The 19,766-nt window shown below is 68.0% G+C and carries 22 protein-coding genes; 8 read left to right on the top strand and 14 right to left on the bottom strand.

What is annotated here, in order from left to right; genetic code table 11:
- From OHA70_RS14410 to OHA70_RS14385, 6 genes are read right to left on the bottom strand one after another with little or no spacing between them, the layout of a single operon-like run.
- A complete protein-coding gene (locus tag OHA70_RS14410; RefSeq protein WP_328332610.1) occupies positions 1-516 on the bottom strand; it encodes a SigE family RNA polymerase sigma factor in 516 nt (171 codons plus the stop codon).
- Positions 517-558: 42 nt separating this feature from the next.
- Positions 559-1,731 (bottom strand): MarP family serine protease, encoded by a 1,173-nt coding sequence (locus tag OHA70_RS14405; RefSeq protein WP_328332608.1) that lies wholly within the window; start codon positions 1,729-1,731, stop codon positions 559-561.
- Positions 1,728-2,501: an NUDIX hydrolase gene (locus OHA70_RS14400; protein ID WP_328332606.1), complete on the bottom strand. Its 774-nt coding sequence runs from the start codon at positions 2,499-2,501 to the stop codon at positions 1,728-1,730. Before OHA70_RS14400 ends, OHA70_RS14405 begins: the two co-directional genes overlap by 4 nt.
- On the bottom strand, positions 2,498-3,109 hold the full coding sequence (locus OHA70_RS14395; RefSeq protein ID WP_328332604.1) for a TlpA family protein disulfide reductase: 612 nt from the start codon (positions 3,107-3,109) through the stop codon (positions 2,498-2,500). The genes OHA70_RS14400 and OHA70_RS14395 overlap by 4 nt, the downstream gene beginning before the upstream one ends.
- The gene (nth, locus tag OHA70_RS14390; protein ID WP_328332602.1) at positions 3,106-3,873 is read right to left on the bottom strand and encodes an endonuclease III; all 768 of its coding nucleotides are present in this window, start codon (positions 3,871-3,873) and stop codon (positions 3,106-3,108) included. Before nth ends, OHA70_RS14395 begins: the two co-directional genes overlap by 4 nt.
- A 52-nt stretch (positions 3,874-3,925) precedes the next feature.
- Positions 3,926-4,564 (bottom strand): response regulator transcription factor, encoded by a 639-nt coding sequence (locus OHA70_RS14385; RefSeq protein ID WP_328332600.1) that lies wholly within the window; start codon positions 4,562-4,564, stop codon positions 3,926-3,928.
- A gap of 69 nt (positions 4,565-4,633) precedes the next feature.
- On the opposite strand from OHA70_RS14385, the gene OHA70_RS14380 reads away from it, so the two are divergent.
- The gene (locus tag OHA70_RS14380; protein WP_328332598.1) at positions 4,634-5,083 is read left to right on the top strand and encodes a hypothetical protein; all 450 of its coding nucleotides are present in this window, start codon (positions 4,634-4,636) and stop codon (positions 5,081-5,083) included.
- A gap of 24 nt (positions 5,084-5,107) precedes the next feature.
- On the opposite strand, the gene OHA70_RS14375 is transcribed toward OHA70_RS14380, so the two are convergent.
- Positions 5,108-5,626, bottom strand: coding sequence for a PadR family transcriptional regulator (locus tag OHA70_RS14375; RefSeq protein WP_328332596.1), 519 nt, complete (start codon positions 5,624-5,626; stop codon positions 5,108-5,110).
- Positions 5,627-5,723: 97 nt separating this feature from the next.
- On the opposite strand from OHA70_RS14375, the gene OHA70_RS14370 reads away from it, so the two are divergent.
- Both OHA70_RS14370 and OHA70_RS14365 read left to right on the top strand, forming a co-directional pair.
- Complete coding sequence (locus OHA70_RS14370) at positions 5,724-6,281, top strand: hypothetical protein (protein WP_328332594.1); 558 nt, start codon at positions 5,724-5,726, stop codon at positions 6,279-6,281.
- On the top strand, positions 6,278-7,615 hold the full coding sequence (locus tag OHA70_RS14365) for a carotenoid oxygenase family protein (protein ID WP_328332592.1): 1,338 nt from the start codon (positions 6,278-6,280) through the stop codon (positions 7,613-7,615). Before OHA70_RS14370 ends, OHA70_RS14365 begins: the two co-directional genes overlap by 4 nt.
- A 9-nt stretch (positions 7,616-7,624) precedes the next feature.
- On the opposite strand, the gene OHA70_RS14360 is transcribed toward OHA70_RS14365, so the two are convergent.
- On the bottom strand, positions 7,625-7,912 hold the full coding sequence (locus OHA70_RS14360) for a hypothetical protein (RefSeq protein WP_328332590.1): 288 nt from the start codon (positions 7,910-7,912) through the stop codon (positions 7,625-7,627).
- A 21-nt stretch (positions 7,913-7,933) separates the two neighbouring features.
- Positions 7,934-8,821, bottom strand: a complete 888-nt coding sequence (locus OHA70_RS14355; protein ID WP_328332588.1) for a hypothetical protein — start codon at positions 8,819-8,821, stop codon at positions 7,934-7,936.
- A 181-nt stretch (positions 8,822-9,002) separates the two neighbouring features.
- On the opposite strand from OHA70_RS14355, the gene OHA70_RS14350 reads away from it, so the two are divergent.
- The gene (locus OHA70_RS14350) at positions 9,003-9,680 is read left to right on the top strand and encodes a Crp/Fnr family transcriptional regulator (protein WP_328332586.1); all 678 of its coding nucleotides are present in this window, start codon (positions 9,003-9,005) and stop codon (positions 9,678-9,680) included.
- Here the strand turns inward: OHA70_RS14350 and OHA70_RS14345 are convergent.
- The 4 genes from OHA70_RS14345 to OHA70_RS14330 form a co-directional block, all read right to left on the bottom strand.
- Complete coding sequence (locus OHA70_RS14345) at positions 9,677-10,465, bottom strand: MBL fold metallo-hydrolase (RefSeq protein ID WP_328332584.1); 789 nt, start codon at positions 10,463-10,465, stop codon at positions 9,677-9,679. The genes OHA70_RS14350 and OHA70_RS14345 overlap by 4 nt on opposite strands.
- The gene (locus OHA70_RS14340) at positions 10,462-11,292 is read right to left on the bottom strand and encodes an NUDIX hydrolase (RefSeq protein ID WP_328332582.1); all 831 of its coding nucleotides are present in this window, start codon (positions 11,290-11,292) and stop codon (positions 10,462-10,464) included. The genes OHA70_RS14345 and OHA70_RS14340 overlap by 4 nt, the downstream gene beginning before the upstream one ends.
- 180 nt (positions 11,293-11,472) lie before the next feature.
- The gene (locus OHA70_RS14335) at positions 11,473-11,934 is read right to left on the bottom strand and encodes a RidA family protein (protein ID WP_328332580.1); all 462 of its coding nucleotides are present in this window, start codon (positions 11,932-11,934) and stop codon (positions 11,473-11,475) included.
- Complete coding sequence (locus tag OHA70_RS14330) at positions 11,931-12,092, bottom strand: DUF4177 domain-containing protein (protein WP_203590847.1); 162 nt, start codon at positions 12,090-12,092, stop codon at positions 11,931-11,933. The genes OHA70_RS14335 and OHA70_RS14330 overlap by 4 nt, the downstream gene beginning before the upstream one ends.
- A 62-nt stretch (positions 12,093-12,154) precedes the next feature.
- Between OHA70_RS14330 and OHA70_RS14325 the strand changes: the two genes are divergently transcribed.
- The 4 genes from OHA70_RS14325 to OHA70_RS14310 all read left to right on the top strand — a co-directional run bounded on the left by OHA70_RS14325 (position 12,155) and on the right by OHA70_RS14310 (position 19,245).
- On the top strand, positions 12,155-13,105 hold the full coding sequence (locus OHA70_RS14325) for an ArsA-related P-loop ATPase (protein ID WP_328332574.1): 951 nt from the start codon (positions 12,155-12,157) through the stop codon (positions 13,103-13,105).
- Complete coding sequence (locus OHA70_RS14320; protein ID WP_328332572.1) at positions 13,102-14,223, top strand: ArsA family ATPase; 1,122 nt, start codon at positions 13,102-13,104, stop codon at positions 14,221-14,223. Before OHA70_RS14325 ends, OHA70_RS14320 begins: the two co-directional genes overlap by 4 nt.
- Positions 14,224-14,329: 106 nt before the next feature.
- A complete protein-coding gene (gene lon / locus OHA70_RS14315) occupies positions 14,330-16,681 on the top strand; it encodes an endopeptidase La (RefSeq protein WP_328332570.1) in 2,352 nt (783 codons plus the stop codon).
- A 152-nt stretch (positions 16,682-16,833) separates the two neighbouring features.
- A complete protein-coding gene (locus tag OHA70_RS14310) occupies positions 16,834-19,245 on the top strand; it encodes a transglycosylase domain-containing protein (protein ID WP_328332568.1) in 2,412 nt (803 codons plus the stop codon).
- 45 nt (positions 19,246-19,290) lie between these two features.
- Here OHA70_RS14310 and OHA70_RS14305 read toward each other — a convergent pair whose 3' ends face one another.
- Complete coding sequence (locus OHA70_RS14305; protein WP_328332566.1) at positions 19,291-19,758, bottom strand: GatB/YqeY domain-containing protein; 468 nt, start codon at positions 19,756-19,758, stop codon at positions 19,291-19,293.
- Positions 19,759-19,766 lie beyond the last annotated feature (8 nt).

Raw genomic sequence — 19,766 nt, 5'->3', positions numbered from 1 at the left:
TCAACTGTCCTTGTCGGAGGTCGGGAGGTTGGCGCGCAGGTTGGCCAGGCCGCGGGAGGCGTTCGAGCGGACGGTGACCGGGGAGCAGCCGAGGATGGCGGCGATCTCGTCGTCGGGGAGGTCCTCGTAGAAGCGCAGCACCAGTACTGCGCGTTGCTGGCGCGGGAGGTCCGCGAGGAGGCGCCAGGCGGCGTCTCGCTGGGCGTGGCGGATGCTGATGTCGTCGGCGGCCGGGGTCTCGGGGAGGTCGGCGAGTGGTAGCTCCTGGTTCTTGAGCCGGCGGCGCCAGCTCAAGAACTCGTTGACGACCATCTTGCTCAGGTACGCGTCCGGCTTGTCCAGCACGCTGATCGTGTCCCAGCGGCGGTGTGCTCGCGCCAGTACCGTCTGGACCAGGTCCTCAGCGCTGTGCACCCCACCGGACAGCATCAGGGCAAGGCGCAGCAAACGGCGCTCGCTCGACACCACCAGCTCGTCGAACGAGAGCCGCTCAGTGTCCCCGCCCGTAATCGTCACACCCTTCCAACGCCCTGGGTGACCCGATCTGTTGCAGCTTGATCAGGTGCAGCTGTGCGTGGAGACTTCCTGGGTCGCCTTGGCACCGGCCGCGGCATCTTCCGAGACCTGCTCGGCGGTCAGAACGTACCCGGTGCGGTTGTCCTCGACCGAGGCCGCGAAGACCACGCCGTACACGGTGCCCTTCGAGGAGAGCAGTGGGCCACCGGAGTTGCCCGGGCGGACCTGGGCCCAGATGGAGAAGGCCCGCCGGGTCACCGTCTTGTCGCCGTAGATGTCCGGCCCGCGCAACCGCTCCTCGGAACGGATCCTGGCCGGCTCGGAGTCGAACGGCCCGTTCTCCGGGTAGCCGAGCACGACCGCGGACGCGTCCGCCTTGCCGTCGTTGTCGAAGGCGAGCGGCTTGATGTTGAGCTCAGGGACGTACAGCACGGCGATGTCGACGCTCGAGTCGAAGAGCACGACCGTGGCGTCGTACGAGTGGCCGTTGACCTCCACCTTCGGCGAGCTGACGCCGGCCACCACGTGCGCGTTCGTCATCACCCGTTGCGGGGCGTAGACGAAACCGCTGCCCTCGAGGCCGCGCGAGCAGTTCGCGACGCCGGTCACCTTGGCGATCCGGCTGTACGCCAGCTTCACCGTCGGGTTGCGGGAGATCGCGCCGTCCGGAGGCTGCGTCTCGCGGATCCGCTCCGGTACGAACGGGTCGAGGAAGCGCGGGAACAGATCGGTGTTCACCACGTCGTTGAACGCCTGCAGCGCATTGTCGGCGCCACCCGGCAGCGCCTCGTCGACCTTGGCCAGCACCTGCGAGCCACGCACCGCGGACGTCACGCTCGGGATCCGGGCACCGCTGACGGCGACACCGAGCACCCACGAGACGACCAGCACGGACGCCGCGGCCAGCACCGCGCCGCCCAGCGCGTCGACGGCCTTCACCGGCTTCCAGGAGATCTTGTTGCGCAATCTGGAGCCGAGCAGCGCTCCGACGGTCCGCCCGATCGAGGCCAGCAGCACGACCAGGACGAGCGCCGCGAAGGACACCTCGACGCTGGGCTGGAAGTTGTCCAGCACCCTCGGTACGCCGTACACGCCGATCGCCGCGCCGGCCAGCAGCCCGAGCGTGGCGCAGGCGCCGAGGACGAAACCCTCGACATAACCCGAGATCGCCACCAGCGCGGTCACCACCAGCAGCGCGATATCGAGACCGCTCACTCCACACCCTCCGGACGCCCCAGGTCGTGCTCGATGGCGGTCAGCCGTCGAACGTCCTCCGGCCGTCGCCCCTCACGCCGCCAGGCCGCCTCGACCAGTCGGTCGGGCAACGGTACGACGTGGCCGGGGTCCCAGTCGCGCGCCCAGCCGCCGAGTTTCAGTAACTTGTCGAGCAGACCCGCCGTGAAACCCCAGATATAGAGGTCACCCACAGTGAAGGCCGGGCCGGTGAATCCGGACGGATGCAGGCAGCTGATCCGGTTGGCGGGGTCGGCCAGCGCCCCGATCGCCACCCGGTGCACCGAGGCGACCTCGGCCAGATCGACCACCGCGACCGGCGACGGCTCCCGCCACCAGCCGAGCACCGGCGAGACGGCGAAGTTGCTCACCGGCACCCACAGTGACGGCCAGACGGCGAACACCTCGACACCGGTCGGGTCGAGGCCGGTCTCCTCCTCGGCCTCGCGGAGGGCGGTACGGATCAGTCCCTCGACGCCGGTACCGTCCTCAGGATCGACGCGGCCGCCCGGGAACGCCATCTGGCCGGCGTGGCTGCGCAACGTCCAGGCCCGCTCGGTCAACAGCACATCGGGGCCGTCGGCATCGTTGCCGTCGGCAAGCAGAATCAGTACCGCCGAACCGCGCACGCCCGGGTCGTCCTCGGGCGGCAGGAAGCGCGACAACTCCTTGGGGTCGACCTCTTTGGATGCCGAGCGCAACTGTTGCAGGAACTCGGGCAGCTCCACGTCGTACGTCGTACTGGTCCTCACCAGGTCACTCCCAGCTTCTCGCGTACCAGCTGATCCAGCTCCTGCTGGGATGTGAACGGCGCGCGGTGCACGTAGACGACCGCGCCCTTCGCGTCGACGAAGGCGGTCAACGGCGGCCCGCCGATCTTGAGTCCCTGCTGGATCTGCTTGTCCCGGTCGGCCACATGCGGGTAGTCCCACTTCTGTTCGACCGCGAACCTCACCGCCAGGTCGGGGCGGGTGTCGATGTAGTCGATGCCGATCATCTTGACCTTGTCCCCCGCTTTGACATGGAGCTCAGCCAGGTACGGCGCTTCCTTGCGGCACGGTCCGCACCACTGGGCCCATACGTTGACCAGCAAGGGGCCGCGAAGGTTGCTCAGGCGGATGTCGGGGCCGTCGCCGAGACAGGGCAGGCTGACATCCGGCAGCGCGTTGGCCACCGGCGGTCGGGACTCGACACTCGGGCAGGGCGCCAACTGATCGGCGCCGGCGACGGTTGCATCGGCCTGTGGTTTGACCTCTGCTTTTTGGTCGCCACACGCAGCCACCAGCAACCCGAACGCCGCCACGGCGCCGATCAGAGCGGCGCGGCGGAACGTAGTACGGGGGCTGGATGGCTTGCTCACGCTGGGGTCTTCACCAGTTTCGCGGCCAGGTCGGGGTCGGTCGGGCCGGTGCCGTACGACGGGCACCACTGCGCGATCGGACAGGCGCCGCAGGCCGGCTTCTTGGCGTGGCAGCGACGGCGGCCGTGGAAGATCAGCCGGTGCGACAGCATCGTCCAGTCCTTCTTCGGGAACAGGTCGCCGATGATGTGCTCGACCTTGACCGGGTCCTCCTCGGTGGTCCAGCCGAACCGGCGGACCAGCCGGCCGAAATGCGTGTCGACGGTGATCCCGGGGATGCCGAAAGCGTTGCCCAGCACGACGTTCGCCGTCTTCCGGCCGGTACCGGGGAGCTTGACCAGCTCCTCCAGCTTGTTCGGCACGATGCCGTCGTAGTCGTCGACGAGGGCCTGACCGAGCTTGAGCAGGCTGTTCGTCTTGGCCCGGAAGAAGCCGGTCGGCTTGAGGATCGCCTCCATCTCCTCGCGATCGGCCTCGGCGTACGCGATCGCGTCCGGGTACTTCGCGAACAGCGTCGGGGTCACCTTGTTCACCGTGACGTCGGTGGTCTGGGCCGACAGGATGGTGGCGACCAACAGCTCGAGCGGTGTGGTGAAGTCGAGCTCGCAGTGAGCGTCCGGGTAGGTGTCGGTCAGCACCTTGTGCATCTTGCGGGCCCGCCGCACCAGCTGGGTGGAGGTCTCGTCGACGAAGACCGGAGCCTTCCGCGGCAGCTTGATCGGGGGTTCCACAGAGGCCAGGGCCTCGACACGCTGGGTCGGCATAAAGGCCAGCCTACGTCCGTCCACCTACAGATTCCGGCGGCGGCCCTGTCGGTCAGATCCAGCCCGCGTCGACGGCGATCCGGACGGCGTCCAGCTGGGTACGGGCATGCAGCTTGGCCACGATCGAGCTGAGATAGTTCCGGACCGTGGCGGTGGAGATGAACAGGTCCGCCGCGATCTGCCCCGCCGCCGAGCCACCGGCAGACAGCCGCAGTACGTCGGCCTCGCGAGGCGTCAGCGGGTTGGGAGGCAGCCGGAGGGCCGCGGCGGCGACCTGCGGATCGACCACCTGGAATCCCGCGGCGACCTTCCTGATCGCTTCGGCGAGAGCGCCGGGTGAGACGTCCTTGCTCAGAAAACCGGCCGCTTGCGCACTCAGCGCCCGGTGCAGGTTCGCGGGGCTGGCCGAGGCGGTCAGGATCAGGGTCCGGCATTCGGGAAGCTCCGCACGTAGCGCCGCGGCGGCAGCCAAACCGTCCTGACCGGGCATCTCGATGTCGATCACGGCGACGTCCGGGCGCAGTTCGAGCGCGGTCGGCACGATCAGGTCACCGCAGTAGATCTCGGCGACGACCTCGAAGTCGTGCTGCTCGAGCAGGTTCCTCAGGGCGGCCCGGAACAGTTTCATGTCGTCGGCCAGCAGTACCCGGATCACGCCGCGTCCCCTTTCACGAGACTCGTCAGCACGCATGAGATCTTCACAACCAAGAAGGTGAGCACGTCTCTGTCCCCGGCTCCGTACGGGCCGCAGACTCGTCGCATGCTCATCCGCCGCAAGTTCCTGACCGCCATCGCCTTGATCACGACGGTGACCGGTCTCGCCACCTCTACCGTGCCGGCGTTCGCCGACGACGGGGCCTATCTGTCCAAGAACACCTACCTGACCTGGAACGCGCCAGTGGGTTCTCCGCAGGTCTGTGCCCAGCGCACCATTCACCTTGCCAAAGGCAACTACTACTGGTCGATCTTCGTCGACCGGTGGGACGAATGGGGATCGCGCACCATCCCCCTGAGGGCTGACACCTATATCTGGACCACCTGCATCCAGGTGGTCGGGAAGTACAGCTACAACGTCTCGAAGTACGAAGAAACCACCTGGCTCCGAGGCTCGGCGGGCAACGAGGCCGATGTGACCACCACCAACTACATCGGTTCCACTGATTCGTCCTCCCGGGTCTACAACTGGGGATCGCATCTCCTGCTGCTCTGACCCGAGTGGGCCCTCACCCGGCCTTCACCTGGTCTTGACCTGGGTGCGGGCCCACTCGGCCCACTCCTGCTGCATCGCGGTGAAGCGCTGGCCGTACTCCAGCGCGATCCGGCCGTAGACGGACAGGTCCTCGTCGTCCCAGTCGACCGCGTCATCGAGCGCCTTGAGTTTCGCGTGCAGCTCGGCGGCGTGGACCGCCTGGCCGGCCAGGTAGTCGCGGGCTTGCTGGGGAGTGAGCACACCCAGGAAGAACACCCGGAGCAGGACGTCGCTGCGGGTGGTTCGCTGCGGCTCGGTCTCGGTCAGCCAGTGCCGGAGCTCGGCCAGGCCGGTGTCGGCCAGCGTGTACTCCTTGCGGCCGCGCGGGCCTTGCTCCGAGACGACGATCAGGCCGGCGTCGGCGAGTTTGGTGAGCTCGCCGTAGATCTGGCTCTGAGTGGCCGGCCAGACGTTGGCGAGTGAGGTGTCGAAGGCCTTCAGCAGGTCGTAGCCGCTGGCCGGATGATCGACCAGCAGTCCGAGCAGGGCGTGTCGCAGGCTCATGTCCACAGCTTACCTTCCACTCTTGACATGTCCAGATCAGACCTTCTACTTTTGACATGTCAGATTTGGAAGCTCATCAACCAGGGAGCACCCGCTCATGTCCTACCTCCGGACCTTCGCCCCGTGGATCGTCTACGCGCTCATCCCGTCGGCGCACTGGAACTGGGCGGCACTGATCGCTCTGGTCCTCTCCGTCGGCCTGGTCGCCCAGCAGATCCGGGCCGGCCGCACGCTCGACGCGCTGATCATCGAGATCGGCTCGGCGATCTTCTTCGCCTTCATCACGGCGGTGGCGTTCACCAGCCCGGACAGCGGACTGCACCCGTACGCGGCGGCCCTCTCGTCCGGCACGCTGGCCGTCATCGCCGGGATCTCGCTGGCCATTCGCAAGCCCTTCACACTGGGCATCGCCAAGCAGACCACTCCGCGTGAGTACTGGGCCCAGCCGCTCTTCGTCCGCACCAACGTCATCATCACGGCCGTATGGACCGTCTGCTTCGCCTTGGCGGCCGGCGCGCTCGTGGTGCTGGCGCATTCTGGGTCGGTCGGGCGGACCGTAGTACAGGTCGCCGGGTTCGTCGTACCGATGGTCTTCACCCTTCGCTACGTGGCCCACATCCAGGCCAAGGCCGCTACCCTCCGCGCCTCGCGATGACCACCGCACCCGCACCGCACCTGGCCGGCAACTACGCGCCGGTCGAGCAGGAACTCACGGCGTACGACCTGCCGGTGACCGGCCAGATCCCGCCCGCACTCTCCGGCTGGTACCTCCGCAACGGACCGAATCCGCACGACGCCGCCTCGGGCCACTGGTTCTTCGGCGACGGCATGGTCCATGGCGTACGACTCGAAGCCGGCCGGGCGGTGTCGTACCGCAACCGCTGGGTCCGTACCTCGACCTTCACCGCAGGCGCCAAGGTCAACGACACCGAGGGAAACCTGGACCTGACGGCGGGGACGGCCAACACGCACGTCGTCCGGCACGCCGGGCGCACCCTGGCGCTGGTCGAGTCCTCGTATCCGTACGAGCTCACCAACGAACTGGACACGGTCGGGTCGTACGACTTCGACGGCAAGTTGCGCACGGCAATGACCGCGCATCCGAAGACCTGTCCCACCACGGGCGAACTGCACTTCTTCGGCTACAGCCTGACCGCCCCGTACCTGACCTACCACCGCGCGGACGCGACTGGCGAGCTCGTGATCAGCCGCCCGATCGACGTTCCCGCCGCGACCATGAACCACGACTTCCACCTGTCCGCCGGCCATGTCGCCTTCATGGACCTGCCGGTGGTCTTCGACCTGGAGACGGTGCGGTCGGGTGCCGGGATGCCGTTCCGTTGGAACGACGGGTACGGCGCGCGGCTCGGCGTACTGCGACGCGATGACCCGCACGGCGCTGTTCGCTGGTTCTCGATCGATCCGTGTTACGTCTTCCACACTCTCAACGCTCACGACCAGGTCGGGCCGGACGGGCACGAGCAAATCGTCCTGCATGTCATGCGTTATCCGGAGCTGTTCAGGAAGGACGGCCGGAACCACGAGGCGACGCTGTGGCGCTGGACCATCGACCTGACGGCCGGCCTCGTGCGAGAAGAGCAGCTCGACGACCGGGCGGCCGAGTTCCCGCGGATCGACGATCGCCTTGCCGGGTTGGATTCCCGGCACGGGCAGGCGACGGTCGCGCATCCGGCCGGAGCCAGTGCGCTGCTTCGGTACGACCTGCGGGACGGCGTGGTCAGCTCACACGAGTTCGGGCCGGGTCGTACACCTGGCGAGGCCGCCTTCGCACCTGCTGACGATCGGCCCGGTGGCGACGGCTGGCTGATGACGTACGTTCACGACGCGGCCACCGGTACCAGCGATCTCGTCATCGTCGACGCCACCGAGCTGGCCGCACCGCCGGTCGCGACCATCCACTTGCCGGTTCGGGTCCCGTACGGCTTCCACGGCAACTGGCTCGCCGATGCCGACGGAAGTACGGGGTGAGTTTGGACGTCACCGGATGGGGATCGTGATGGCGAGGTGCCGGCCGTGGGGGCGCGGGAGGTCGCGGGCTTTGAGCTCGTAGGCCAGGTCGTCGATGAACCTGACGGTCTCCGCCAGGTCCGTGATCGCAGTACCTTCCGGCTGCAGCTTGGTCTCGGCCTCAGTGGGCGGGTCGTCCCCGAAGTACCGGGCCGTGTCCGTATAGACAGTCCAGCAAGCTACTGCGAGCTCGGCCCGGTCCGGAGCGAGCAGGGCGAGCCGGAGATCGCAGTACGCGGCGTAGTCGACGTCGGCCATTCTCACCCTCGTACTGCGTACTTAACCGGCGGAGCAGCCGTCCAGGAGCTTCCGGATGGCGGTGACCGTCTCGGCGATCAGCAGTTGCCGATGGGTGACCTCCCGCCCGCCGATCCGTGCCAGCGGCGGCCGGGGAATCCAGGCCTCCGCCCATTCGTCACCGGCGTTGAGCAGGACCGTGGCAAACGCGATGGCCGTGCCGATCCGCCGTTGCCCGATCAGACGGTCGATGATCCGGCCCGCTGCGTTCTTCCGGGCAGGGTCGGCCACGCTTCCCAGCTCCGCGATCGCCTCGGCCACCTGAGCCCCATCAACCACCTCCTGCCCTGTCTCGACCTCCGGACCAGCGGGTTCGGGCACGCTCCTCAGCTTTTCCCGCCCGACCCGCTGGAGACCGGCGCGGAGCGGGCGGGGCGGCAGGTCCCTGAGCTCGTCAGTGCGGTGGAGCTCGCCGAGAAGGGCCTCCAGCCGGGTCCGGTCGGCCGGGAGCCGACTCGCCTTCAGCAGCTCGATCGCCTCGTCGATCAGCCCACCCTCCAGGAGGTGGCCGGCTTCCTCCGTCAGCTCCTGCTGAGTACCGTCCAGCGTGGCGAGCAGCGAGCTCTGGGCGAGCCGGCCGCCGCGCTCCCGCAGGAGCCCGTCCAGGATGCGGCGCACCTCCGGGTCGGCGCTGGACTGCGCGATGGTGATCGCCCGATCCGGGTAGCCGAACTCTTTGAGCAGTCCGACCAGCATGATCTCGGACCGCGGGTTGCCGCTGTTGCTCAGCACACCGGCCGCCTCGCGGATCTGACCCCGCTTGGCCAGTCCTCTGGCCCGGGCTCCGAGCTGCCTCGTCTGCTCGATCAGGGCAGCCTCCGCCGCCTCGGCACGGGCACGGGCGCGGCGCTTCCTCAGCCAATCGAGCATTCCTCATCTTCACTGCGCAGGGGTCTGCAGGAGGGTGCTCCGGCGAGTCCCGGCGGGCCTACGTGGCGGTGGGTGGACAGGAGGAGCTACGGTTTTGGGGCGACCGGGTGCGATCCGCCCGGCGCCGAGGGGGGTCCTGACCCTCTCGTAAGTCGCAGTTCAGGTCCGAGGAGGCCCATTCGTGGACGCCGCAGTGCTCCGACAGGCACCGCTGTTCAGCCAGCTGGACGACGAGGCAGCCGACGCGCTCACCGCGTCGATGACCGAGAGCCGGCTACGCCGCGGGCAGGTGCTGTTCCACGAAGGCGACTCCGGCGACCGGCTGTTCGTCGTCGTCGAGGGCAAGGTCAAGCTCGGCCGGACCTCCGCCGACGGCCGCGAGAACCTGCTGGCCGTGCTCGGGCCGGGTCAGATGTTCGGCGAGCTGTCCCTGTTCGACCCGGGACCGCGCCAGTCGACCGTCACGGCCGTCACCGACGCCTCATTGATGGCGCTGACCCACGACGAGCTGCTCCGCTGGCTGGCCGGCCGCCCCGAGGTGGCCCGCGGCCTGCTGCTCCAGCTGGCCTCCCGCCTTCGCAAGGTGTCCGACGTCGTGGCAGACCTGGTGTTCTCCGACGTCCCCGGCCGCGTGGCCAAGGCCCTGCTCGACCTGGCCAGCCGCTTCGGCCGTACCGCTGACGACGGCGTCCACGTGCACCACGACCTGACCCAGGAGGAGCTCGCCCAACTGGTCGGCGCCTCCCGCGAGACAGTCAACAAGGCCCTCGCCGATTTCGCCTCCCGCGGCTGGGTCCGCCTCGAACCCCGCTCCGTCGTCCTCCTCGACATAGAACGCCTCCAACGCCGCGCGCGTTAGTCGTCGAGGTAGTCCAGCTGGGCTCGGACTGAGCGTTCGGCTGCTGGCCAGAGGATCGGGTCGACGTCGGCGTAGACGTGTTGGACGATCGCTTCGGGGGTCGTGTAGCCGTCAGCTACTGCAGTACGGACCTGGTCGAGGCGTTCTTTGCGGTGGTTGAGGTAGTGGGTTAGTACTGCGCCCGGGTCGGTGATGACCGGGCCGTGGCCGGGTAGGAGGCGCTCGACGCCGGCTGGGGAGTTGGCGAAGGCGCGGAGGCTTTCGAGCGACTCCAGGTACGGGCCGAGCGCTCCGTCGGGGTGCGCGACTACCGACGTACCGCGGCCGAGCACCGTGTCGCCAGTGAGCAGCGAGCCGTCCTGTGGGAGCCAGAAGCAGACCGAGTCCATCGTGTGGCCAGGAGTCGGCAGTACTTCGATCCGCAGGTCGCCCGAGGTGATTACGTCGCCCTCGTTGAGCCCATGTGCGTGGTCAGTGGGGATGCGGAAGGCAGGGTCCACCGAACGCACCGGAGCGTTGGCCTGCGAGGCGAACCACGCAGCACCCTCCGAGTGGTCGAAATGCCCGTGGGTGAGCAGCACTGTGGAGACACTGCACCCGTACTCCGCGACTGCGTCGAGCACAGCCTGCAGGTGGTCGACCAGCATCGGCCCCGGGTCCACCACGACGGCAGTGTCGGCGTCTGGGGCCCTGAGGATCCAGGTGTTGGTGCCCTCCAGCGTCATCGGACCCGGGTTCGCCGCAAGTACTCGCGACGCGTAGGCGGTGACCTGCTCGGCTGTCATGTCGTCTCCAGGTAGGCCTGGTCGTTCTCGATCCGCACGGTCGGCATGATCGGGCGGATCTCCCGGTCGGTCGACGCAGCGAGGATTTCGGGCACAGCGGCGTACGGGATCAAGTCGTTGCAGCAGAGGTAGGTGGGCGGGAGCATGAGCATCTCCCCGGCGTCCACTGCGCGTACTGCCTCGGCAGGGGGCATCCAGGCGACCTGGTCGGACTCGCTGGTCACGTCGCGGGTGACCTGGCCGGCCGGGAGCGCGGCGACGAAGAAGCGGGTGTCGTAGCGTCGCGGCTCGAACTCGGGGGTGATCCAGTGCGCCCAGACGCCGAGCAGGTCGGCCCGGAGTACCAGCCCTCGGTTGTGCAGGAAGTCGGCGAACCCGAGCGCCCTGCCTTCCAGCGCGACCCGGTCAGCCTCCCAGTCGTCGCCGGTGGTGTCGCTGACCACCGACTGAGCGTCTGGGCCGGCCAGGAGGACGCCGGACTCCTCGAAGGTCTCGCGCACTGCAGCCGCCACATAAGCCGCAGCCGCCTCCGCGGAGCACCCCATCCGTTCCCCGAACCACTCCGGGGACGGCCCGGACCACGAGTCCGCGATGGAAGAGTCGGTCGCATCGACCCGGCCCCCGGGGAAGACAGTCATCCCCGCCGCAAACGCCATGCTCTGCTGCCGACGCAACAGGTAGACCTCAGGGCCGGTCGTCGTGTCGCGCGTGAGGATCACAGTCGAGGCGGGCCGGGGATCGACCGCTGCGCGGTCCTCGCGGATGAACGAGAGCGCCTCGGCGGCCATCCGGCCGGACATCAGGTGGGACTTCAGGTCCCGAACCATGCGCACCTCCAGTAAGAGCGTCGGCGCTTCGCCGGAAACCCACAAGCGGGCAGCTGCCGAGGCCTAGCCGCCGGGGGCCGAGCTGGTGAGGCCAGCTGGCAGGGTCACGCTGAGCCCCGCACGGCAGCCGCCAGCGCCGGGCACGGCGGCTGCGGGTGCAGCCGCCGTGGCGACGACAGGTCAGTTGACCTCGACGATGAGTTCTACCTCTACCGGGGCGTCCAGGGGGAGGACCGGGACGCCGACGGCGGAGCGGGCGTGTTGGCCGGCTTCGCCGAAGACCTGGCCGAAGAGCTCGGAGGCTCCGTTGGCGACCTGGGGCTGGCCGGTGAAGTCAGGGGTAGAGGCGATGAAGGCGACCGCCTTGACGATCCGCTTGATGTTCGCCAGGTCGCCGATCTCCGCCTTGACCGCAGCCAGCGCGTTCAGCGCGCACTGCTGGGCGCACTCGGCGGCCACCTCGGCCGTGACCTCGGCACCGACCTTGCCGGTGGCGATCAGAGTGCCCTCGCGCAGCGGCAGCTGACCGGACGTGTAGACGAGATTGCCGGTCCGTACGGCCGGTACGTACGCGGCAACCGGCTTGGCGACCTCGGGCAGCTTCAGGCCGAGCTCGGCCAGCTTCTCCTCGGGGTGGCTCATGACTGGGTGATCTCCCGCTTCAGGTAAGCGACCAGGTTCTCCGGGTTGAGGCCCGGGACGACCTGGACCAGCTCCCAACCGTCCTGCCCCCAGCTGTCGAGGATCTCCTTGGTCGCGTGGACCAGGAGGGGCACTGTGGAGTACTCGAACTTCTTCATGGGAGGGACTCTAACGGGCGTCGAGCAGAGCGTGCTGTGGCACACGACCTAGTCTGGGGATCATGGCGAGGCTGCATGTGGTCACGGGCAAAGGCGGGACCGGCAAGACGACGGTCGCCGCCGCCATGGCGCTTGCGCTGGCCGACCAGGGCAAGCGGGTCCTGCTCGTCGAGGTCGAGGGCCGCCAGGGGCTCGCCCAGCTCTTCGACGTACCGCCGCTCCCGTACGTCGAACGCCGCATCGCCGTCGGTCCGGCCGGGGGCGAGGTCTACGCGCTCGCAGTGGACGCCGAGGCGGCCCTGCTCGAGTACCTGGACATGTACTACCACCTGGGCCGTGCTGGGAAGGCGCTGGACAAGGTGGGCGCCGTCGACTTCGTCACCACCATCGCCCCGGGCCTCCGGGACGTTCTGCTCACCGGCAAGGTCTACGAGGCGACCCGGCGGAAGGCCCACGGACGGCTCGCGTACGACGCCGTAGTACTGGATGCGCCGCCGACCGGACGGGTCGGACGCTTCCTCAACGTGAACCACGAAGTCGCCGGGCTGGCCAAGGTCGGCCCGATCCGCAATCAGGCGGACGCCATCATGGGCATGCTGCGCTCGGACGTCACCCGCATCCACCTGGTCACCCTGCTCGAGGAGATGCCGGTCCAGGAGACTCTGGACGCCGTCGAGCAGCTCGAGTCGCTGGATCTCAAAGTCGGGTCGATCGTCGTCAACATGGTCCGGCACAGCCCGCTCGACGATGACGCGCTTGCCCTTGCGGTGAAGGAGAAACTGCCTGCCGCCGAGCTCACCCGCGGACTCAAGGCAGCCGGGATCACCGCCACCAAGGACCTGACCACAGCACTCGCGCAAGAGGCCCACGACCACGCGGTACGGGTCGGGCTGGAGCGCGAGAACCGCGACCGAATCGATGCCCTGGGCAAGAAAGTGACAGAACTCGCCTTGCTGCCCGACGGAATCGACCACGGCGCCCTCTTCGACCTGGCCGAGGAGCTGCGTTCGTGACGGCCCTGGATCTGGACGCGCTGATTGACGATCCGGGGACTCGCATCATCGTGACGTGTGGATCCGGTGGCGTCGGTAAGACGACGACTGCTGCCGCGCTGGGACTGCGAGCGGCGGAGCGGGGGCGGAAGGTCGTCGTACTGACGATCGATCCGGCCCGGCGGCTGGCGCAGGCGCTCGGGCTGACCGAGCTGGACAACACGCCGCGCGCCGTCGCCGACGTCGACCCCGCGAACGGCGGCAAGCTCGACGCGATGATGCTCGACATGAAGCGCACGTTCGACGACGTCGTGCTGTCCCACGCGACGCCGGAGAAGGCCGATCAGATCCTCGCGAACCCCTTCTACGTGGCGCTTTCGTCGTCCTTCGCCGGCACCCAGGAGTACATGGCGATGGAGAAGCTCGGGCAGCTGTACAAGCAGTCCGAGCGGACCGGCGAGTGGGACCTGATCGTCGTGGACACGCCGCCGTCGCGGTCTGCACTGGACTTCCTGGACGCTCCCGAGCGGCTGGCCTCACTGCTGGAAGGGCGCTTCTTGCGGTTACTGCTTGCGCCCGCGAGAGGTCCGTTCAAGCTGATGTCGGCCGGGGTGAACCTGGCGATGTCGGTGATGAACAAGGTCCTCGGCGCGCAGGTGCTCACCGACGTACAGACCTTCGCTGCCGCCTTCGACACGCTCTTCGGCGGGTTCCGGGACCGGGCTGCGAAGACGGTCGCGCTGCTCCGGGAGCCACACACGGCGTTCCTGGTGGTAGCGGCCCCGCAGAACGATGCGCTGCGCGAAGCGTCGTACTTCACCGAGCGGCTCCGCGAGGAGAACATGCCGCTGGCCGGCGTCGTCCTCAACCGGGTGACGACCACCCACGTGCCATCGGTGTCCGCCGAGCAGGCCCTGGCGGCCGCCGAGCGGCTGGAGTCAGAGGACAAGTCGCCGCTGACGGCCGCTGTACTGCGGTTGCACGCCGACCGCATGCAGCAGGTGGTCAGCGACCGCAAACGCGCCGAGCGGTTCCGCCGCGGCCACCGCTCGATCGCCACCGTCGACGTACCGGCTCTGCCCGACGACGTCCACGACCTGTCCGGCCTGCGCGCGATCGGTGACCTGCTGACCGCCTGACGTCACCCTTTTCACCCTCAGCGAACGCCCGGAAGGCCCGGGAATGACCTGGTGGGGACGATGGTTGAGCCTGTCAGACTCAATCTTCAACAGAGGGTGTGACAGCGTGACTGAGACGTTGAATCTTCCTGTACTGCCGCTCGACGACGTCGTGGTCCTGCCGGGAATGGTCGTGCCGGTCCGGTTGGCCGACACCGAGGCACGCGCCGCCATCGATGCCGCACAGGCTTCCGGCACGGACCAGGTACTCCTGGTGCCGCGACTGGACGGAAAATATGCCAAGGCCGGGACGCTCGGCGAGATAGAGCAGATCGGCAGGTTGCCCGGCGGAGCCCAGGCAGCCGTCATCCGGGGTGTCGCCCGGGTCCTGATCGGCGCGGGGACCACTGGTCCCGGTGCGGCCCTGTGGGTCGGCGCGACGGTGCTGGACGAGATCACTGACAGCAAGTCGGGCGACCTCGCCCGCGACTACAAGGCCCTGGTGACGACCGTGTTGGAGCGCCGCGAGGCGTGGCAGGTCATCAACTCGGTGAAGCAGGTGACCAGCCCGGCGGAGCTGTCCGACCTGGCCGGCTACGCCTCTTACCTGACCAACGAGCAGAAGAGCTGGCTGCTGGAGACCTCTGACGTCTCCGAGCGGCTGACCAAGCTGATCGGTTGGGTCAAGGACCACTTGGCCGAGCTCGAGGTCTCCGAGACGATCCAGAAGGACGTCCAGGAGGGCATGGAGAAGCAGCAGCGGGAGTTCCTGCTGCGCCAGCAGATGGCCGCGATCCGCAAGGAACTGGCCGAGCTGGACGGCAAGGCCGAGTCCGAGGAAGAGGACTACCGCGCCCGCGTCGAGGCCGCCGACCTGCCCGAGCACGTCCGCAAGGCCGCGCTCACCGAGGTCGACAAGCTGGAACGTACGGCGGAGCAGTCCCCCGAGGTCGGCTGGATCCGCACCTGGCTGGACACCGTGCTCGAGCTGCCGTGGAACGAGCGGACCGAGGACGGCTACGACCTCCGCGGGGCCAGGGCGATCCTGGACGCGGACCACGCGGGCCTGGACGACGTCAAGGAGCGCATCACCGAGTACCTGGCCGTACGCAGCCGCAGGGCTGAGCGCGGACTGGGTGTGGTCGGTGGACGCCGCAGTGGCGCAGTACTGGCTCTAGTGGGTCCTCCTGGTGTGGGTAAGACCTCGCTGGGTGAGTCCGTGGCGCGTGCGATGGGCCGTAAGTTCGTCCGGGTCGCACTGGGCGGCGTACGGGACGAGGCCGAGATCCGCGGTCACCGCCGGACGTACGTCGGGGCACTGCCCGGGCGGATCGTCAGGGCGATCACCGAGGCGGGTTCGATGAACCCCGTCGTACTGCTGGACGAGATCGACAAGGTGGGTGCGGACTACCGGGGTGACCCGACCGCTGCTCTGCTGGAGGTCCTGGACCCGGCGCAGAACCACACCTTCCGGGACCACTACCTGGAGGTCGAGCTGGACCTGTCCGACGTGGTGTTCCTGGCCACGGCGAACGTGCTCGACTCGATCCCGGCACCGCTGCTCGACCGGATGGAGCTCGTCCAGCTGGACGGCTACACCGAGGACGAGAAGGTCACCATCGCCCGCGACCACCTGCTCCCGCGTCAGCTGGACCGGGCCGGTCTGTCGGTCGAAGAGGTAGCCATCGACGACTCGGCCCTGCGGTTGCTGGCCGGCGAGTACACCCGCGAGGCCGGCGTACGGCAGCTCGAGCGCTCCATTGCCCGAGTACTGCGGAAGGTGACGGCCAAGCTCGCCCTGGGCGAGGAACTGGGGTCGCTGACCATCAGTGCCGCTGACCTCAAGGGCTACTTGGGATCACCGAAGTTCACGCCGGACTCAGCAGAGCGCACTGCACTGCCGGGTGTGGCCACTGGACTGGCAGTGACGGGTGCCGGCGGTGACGTGCTCTTCATCGAGGCGTCGCTGGCGGACAAGGAGACCGGCCCGACCGGGGTCACGTTGACGGGGCAGCTCGGCGACGTGATGAAGGAGTCGGCGCAGATCGCGTTGTCCTACCTGCGGTCGCACGGTGCGGAGTTGGGGCTGCCGGTCGGCGATCTGGCCGAGCGGAACACCCACATCCACGTGCCGGCTGGCGCGGTACCGAAGGATGGTCCGTCCGCTGGTGTCACGATGACGACGGCGCTCGCGTCGCTGCTGTCGGGACGGCCGGTGCGCTCCGAGGTCGCGATGACCGGTGAGGTGTCGCTGACCGGACGGGTGCTCCCGATCGGTGGCGTGAAGCAGAAGCTGCTCGCCGCCCACCGGGCCGGACTGACCACGATCCTGATCCCGAAGCGGAACGAGCCGGATCTGGAGGACGTGCCGGAGTCGGTGCTCAAGGAGCTGACGGTTCACCCCGTGAGCGATGTCCGTGAGGTGCTGGAACTGGCGCTGGAACCGGCCCAGGTGGACGCGCGGCAGTTCGCCGCCTGAGGTAGCTGACGACAGCCGGCGGGACCCTGTGAAGGGGTCTCGCCGGCTGTTGCGCGTCCTGCTACAGACGCTTGAAATCACGCTCCGGTTGACGTGACATAAAACACATTCGAGGAATTGGCGTGGCGCTGTGATCCCGTAGGCTCTAGTCCATGCGCGTAAGGGATAAGGACGATCGGGGCGTCGTCCAGTCAGTGGTTCTGTTCCTCGGAGTGAGTGTTCTATCAGGTGCTCTTGCCGCCGGCTTGGCGATCCCGTTCGCCGGCCTGGCCGGCTTCGGCACCGAGAAGACGGCGGAGACGCTGCAGGACCTGCCACAGGAGCTGAAGACTGTCCCACCGTCGCGGAAGACGTACATCTACACGGCCGATCACAAGCTGATCGCGACCCTGTACGACCAGAACCGCGACCCCGTCACGCTCGCGCAGATCAACCCGATCATGCAGAAGGCGATCGTCTCGATCGAGGACGACCGCTTCTTCGAGCACGGCGCCCTCGACGCCAAGGGCACGCTCCGCGCACTGATCCGCAACCAGAACAGCGGCGGCGTCCAGCAGGGTGGTTCGAGCATCACCCAGCAGTTCGTCAAGCTGAGCCTGGTCGAGAAGGCGAACGCCAGCGGTGACGAGAAGGCGATCAAGGACGCCACCGCCGACACCTACGAGCGCAAGATCGCCGAGCTGCGCTACGCCGTCGCGGTCGAGAAGGAGTTCTCCAAGAACGAGATCCTGGAGAAGTACCTGAACCTGGCGAACTTCGGCGACGGCGCCTACGGCGTCGAGGCTGCTGCCCGGCACTACTTCAACACCACTGCCGCCAAGCTGACGCTGCCCCAGGCCGCGATGCTGGCCGGCCTGGTGAAGAACCCCACCGGCTACGACCCGACGAACAACAAGGCCAAGGCCAAGGAACGTCGTGACATCGTCCTGCGGCGCATGCAGGAGCTTGGTGTCACCACGGCCGCCCAGACCAAGGCAGCGATCAAGACCCCGGTCCTGAACGGCCCTGTGGTCAAGGTCCTCAACGGCTGCGCCAACTCGCCGTACCCGTTCTACTGCGATTACATCGTCTCGAAGCTGATGGAGAACCCCGCCTTCGGCAAGACCGACAAGGATCGCGACCACTACATCAAGACCGCCGGCATCACGGTGATCACCTCGCTGGACAGCCGGATGCAGGCGGCCGCCCAGAAGTCGATCAACCAGCACACCAAGCCCGGCGACGACGCGATCGCGGCCGTCACCATGGTCGAGCCCGGGACCGGCCTGGTGAAGGCGATGGTGCAGAGCGGGGGCTACGGCGAGGGCAAGAACCAGACCTACTACAACTACAACGTCGAGAAGACCTACAAGGGTGGCTACGGCGGGTTCCAGAACGGCTCGACGATGAAGGCGTTCACGATCGCCGCGGCGATCCAGGCGGGCTTCCCGCTCACCTACCGGATTCCGTCACCGAGCCCGCTTCCGCTCGGTGGGGTGAAGTTCAAGACCTGCTCGGGCACCACCTCCGTCCCCGACTACAACCCGAAGAACTCGACCAAGGCCGCGGCCGAGCCGACGATGATCCAGGCAGCGCAGGCCTCGACCAACACCTACTTCCTGCAACTGTCCGAGCAGGTCGGCCTGTGCCCGATCGCCACCCTCGCCGCGAACCTGGGCATGCACGACGCCCAGACCGGGCAGCCGCTCGAACAGTATGTCTCGATGACGCTGGGCGTCGGCCTGGTCAGCCCGCTGCAGCTGTCCAACGCCTACGCGGCATTCGCGGCCCGCGGCAAGTACTGCGCGCCGCAGCTGATCACCTCGGTGAAGAACTACAAGGGCCGCTCGCTCGTCACCCCCGGCCCGAACTGCAAGCAGGTTCTCAAGCCCGAGGTCGCCGACGGCGTCAACGAGGTGCTGCACCAGGTGATGGAGCCGCCGGGCACCGGTCAGCACCTCAAGTTCGGCCGCAGCGACCTGGCCGGCAAGACCGGAACGATCCAGGAGAACAAGGCCGTCTGGTACTCCGGCTACTCGAGCAAGCTGGCCGCCGCCGCCGTGGTCGCCGACGCGACCCCGAAGTACGAGAACCTGATCAACCAGACCCTCAACGGCCGGGAGATGCACGACGCCTCCGGTTCCGGAACCGCCGGGCCGATCTGGGAGACCGCCATGGAAGGCGCGCTCAAGGGCATGCCGACCACCAAGTTCACCGCGCCGACGGACAAGACCCGGCGCGGCAACGTCGTCGACCTGCCGTACGTGAACGGGATGAACCCGGACGAGGCCGCGAACAAGCTGCGCGGGATGGGCTTCGAGGCCAAGATCGCTTCCGGCCAGGTCGACTCCGAAGAGGTCCAGGGCACCGTCGCCTACCTCAGCCCCCGCACCGAGGAAGGCGCCCCTGAAGGCGCCACGGTGACGATCTACGTCTCCAACGGCGCCAAGATCCAGCAGCCGCCGCCCCCGCCGAACTCGCCAGGGATCCCGCAACCGCCGAACCCGCCCAACACCGGCAAACCCGGCGGCGGAGGCAACTGCCCACCCTGGAACCCCAGATACCCGAACTGCGGCGGCCGATAAACCAAGAAGCGCCCTGTCCTCACGGACAGGGCGCTTCTTCGTTGGCTAGGCGCCGAGTTGGCGTTTGACCTCGGCGGAGACTGTGCCGCCGTCGGCCTTGCCCTTGACCTTGGGCTGGAGGGCGCCCATCACCTTGCCGATGCCGCGGGGGCCGAGTTCGGCGGCTCCGGTGGCGGCGATGGTTTCGGTGACCAGGGCGGTGATCTCCTCGAGGGTGAGCTGCTCGGGCAGGTACTCGGCGAGGATGTCGGCCTCGGCCTGCTCCTTGACCGCCAGTTCCTCGCGGCCGGCGTCCCGGTACGCCGTGACCGACTCGCGGCGCTTCTTCGCCTCGGCGGTCAGTACCTCGAGAACCTCCGCGTCGGACAGCTCGCGGGCCTCCTTGCCGGCCACCTCTTGCTTGGTCACGGCCGTCAGCGCCATCCGCAGGACAGACTTGCGGAGATCGTCGCGCGCCTTCAGGGCGGCGGTCATGTCATCGTGCAGGCGCTGCTTCAGTTCGGAGTTGGACATGAGGACGA

This window comes from Kribbella sp. NBC_00382 (genome assembly GCF_036067295.1).
Taxonomy (GTDB): Bacteria; Actinomycetota; Actinomycetes; order Propionibacteriales; family Kribbellaceae; genus Kribbella.
This window is presented reverse-complemented; position numbering and strand designations above follow the sequence as displayed.

Coding starts and splice junctions, on each gene's coding strand:
- nth (WP_328332602.1), bottom strand. CDS start 3,873: ATGCCGACCCAGCGTGTCGAGGCCCTGGCCTCTGTGGAACCCCCGATC.
- OHA70_RS14385 (WP_328332600.1), bottom strand. CDS start 4,564: ATGCGTGCTGACGAGTCTCGTGAAAGGGGACGCGGCGTGATCCGGGTA.
- OHA70_RS14380 (WP_328332598.1), top strand. CDS start 4,634: ATGCTCATCCGCCGCAAGTTCCTGACCGCCATCGCCTTGATCACGACG.
- OHA70_RS14375 (WP_328332596.1), bottom strand. CDS start 5,626: ATGAGCCTGCGACACGCCCTGCTCGGACTGCTGGTCGATCATCCGGCC.
- OHA70_RS14370 (WP_328332594.1), top strand. CDS start 5,724: ATGTCCTACCTCCGGACCTTCGCCCCGTGGATCGTCTACGCGCTCATC.
- OHA70_RS14365 (WP_328332592.1), top strand. CDS start 6,278: ATGACCACCGCACCCGCACCGCACCTGGCCGGCAACTACGCGCCGGTC.
- OHA70_RS14360 (WP_328332590.1), bottom strand. CDS start 7,912: ATGGCCGACGTCGACTACGCCGCGTACTGCGATCTCCGGCTCGCCCTG.
- OHA70_RS14355 (WP_328332588.1), bottom strand. CDS start 8,821: ATGCTCGATTGGCTGAGGAAGCGCCGCGCCCGTGCCCGTGCCGAGGCG.
- OHA70_RS14345 (WP_328332584.1), bottom strand. CDS start 10,465: ATGACAGCCGAGCAGGTCACCGCCTACGCGTCGCGAGTACTTGCGGCG.
- OHA70_RS14340 (WP_328332582.1), bottom strand. CDS start 11,292: ATGGTTCGGGACCTGAAGTCCCACCTGATGTCCGGCCGGATGGCCGCC.
- OHA70_RS14335 (WP_328332580.1), bottom strand. CDS start 11,934: ATGAGCCACCCCGAGGAGAAGCTGGCCGAGCTCGGCCTGAAGCTGCCC.
- OHA70_RS14330 (WP_203590847.1), bottom strand. CDS start 12,092: ATGAAGAAGTTCGAGTACTCCACAGTGCCCCTCCTGGTCCACGCGACC.
- OHA70_RS14325 (WP_328332574.1), top strand. CDS start 12,155: ATGGCGAGGCTGCATGTGGTCACGGGCAAAGGCGGGACCGGCAAGACG.
- OHA70_RS14310 (WP_328332568.1), top strand. CDS start 16,834: ATGCGCGTAAGGGATAAGGACGATCGGGGCGTCGTCCAGTCAGTGGTT.
- OHA70_RS14305 (WP_328332566.1), bottom strand. CDS start 19,758: ATGTCCAACTCCGAACTGAAGCAGCGCCTGCACGATGACATGACCGCC.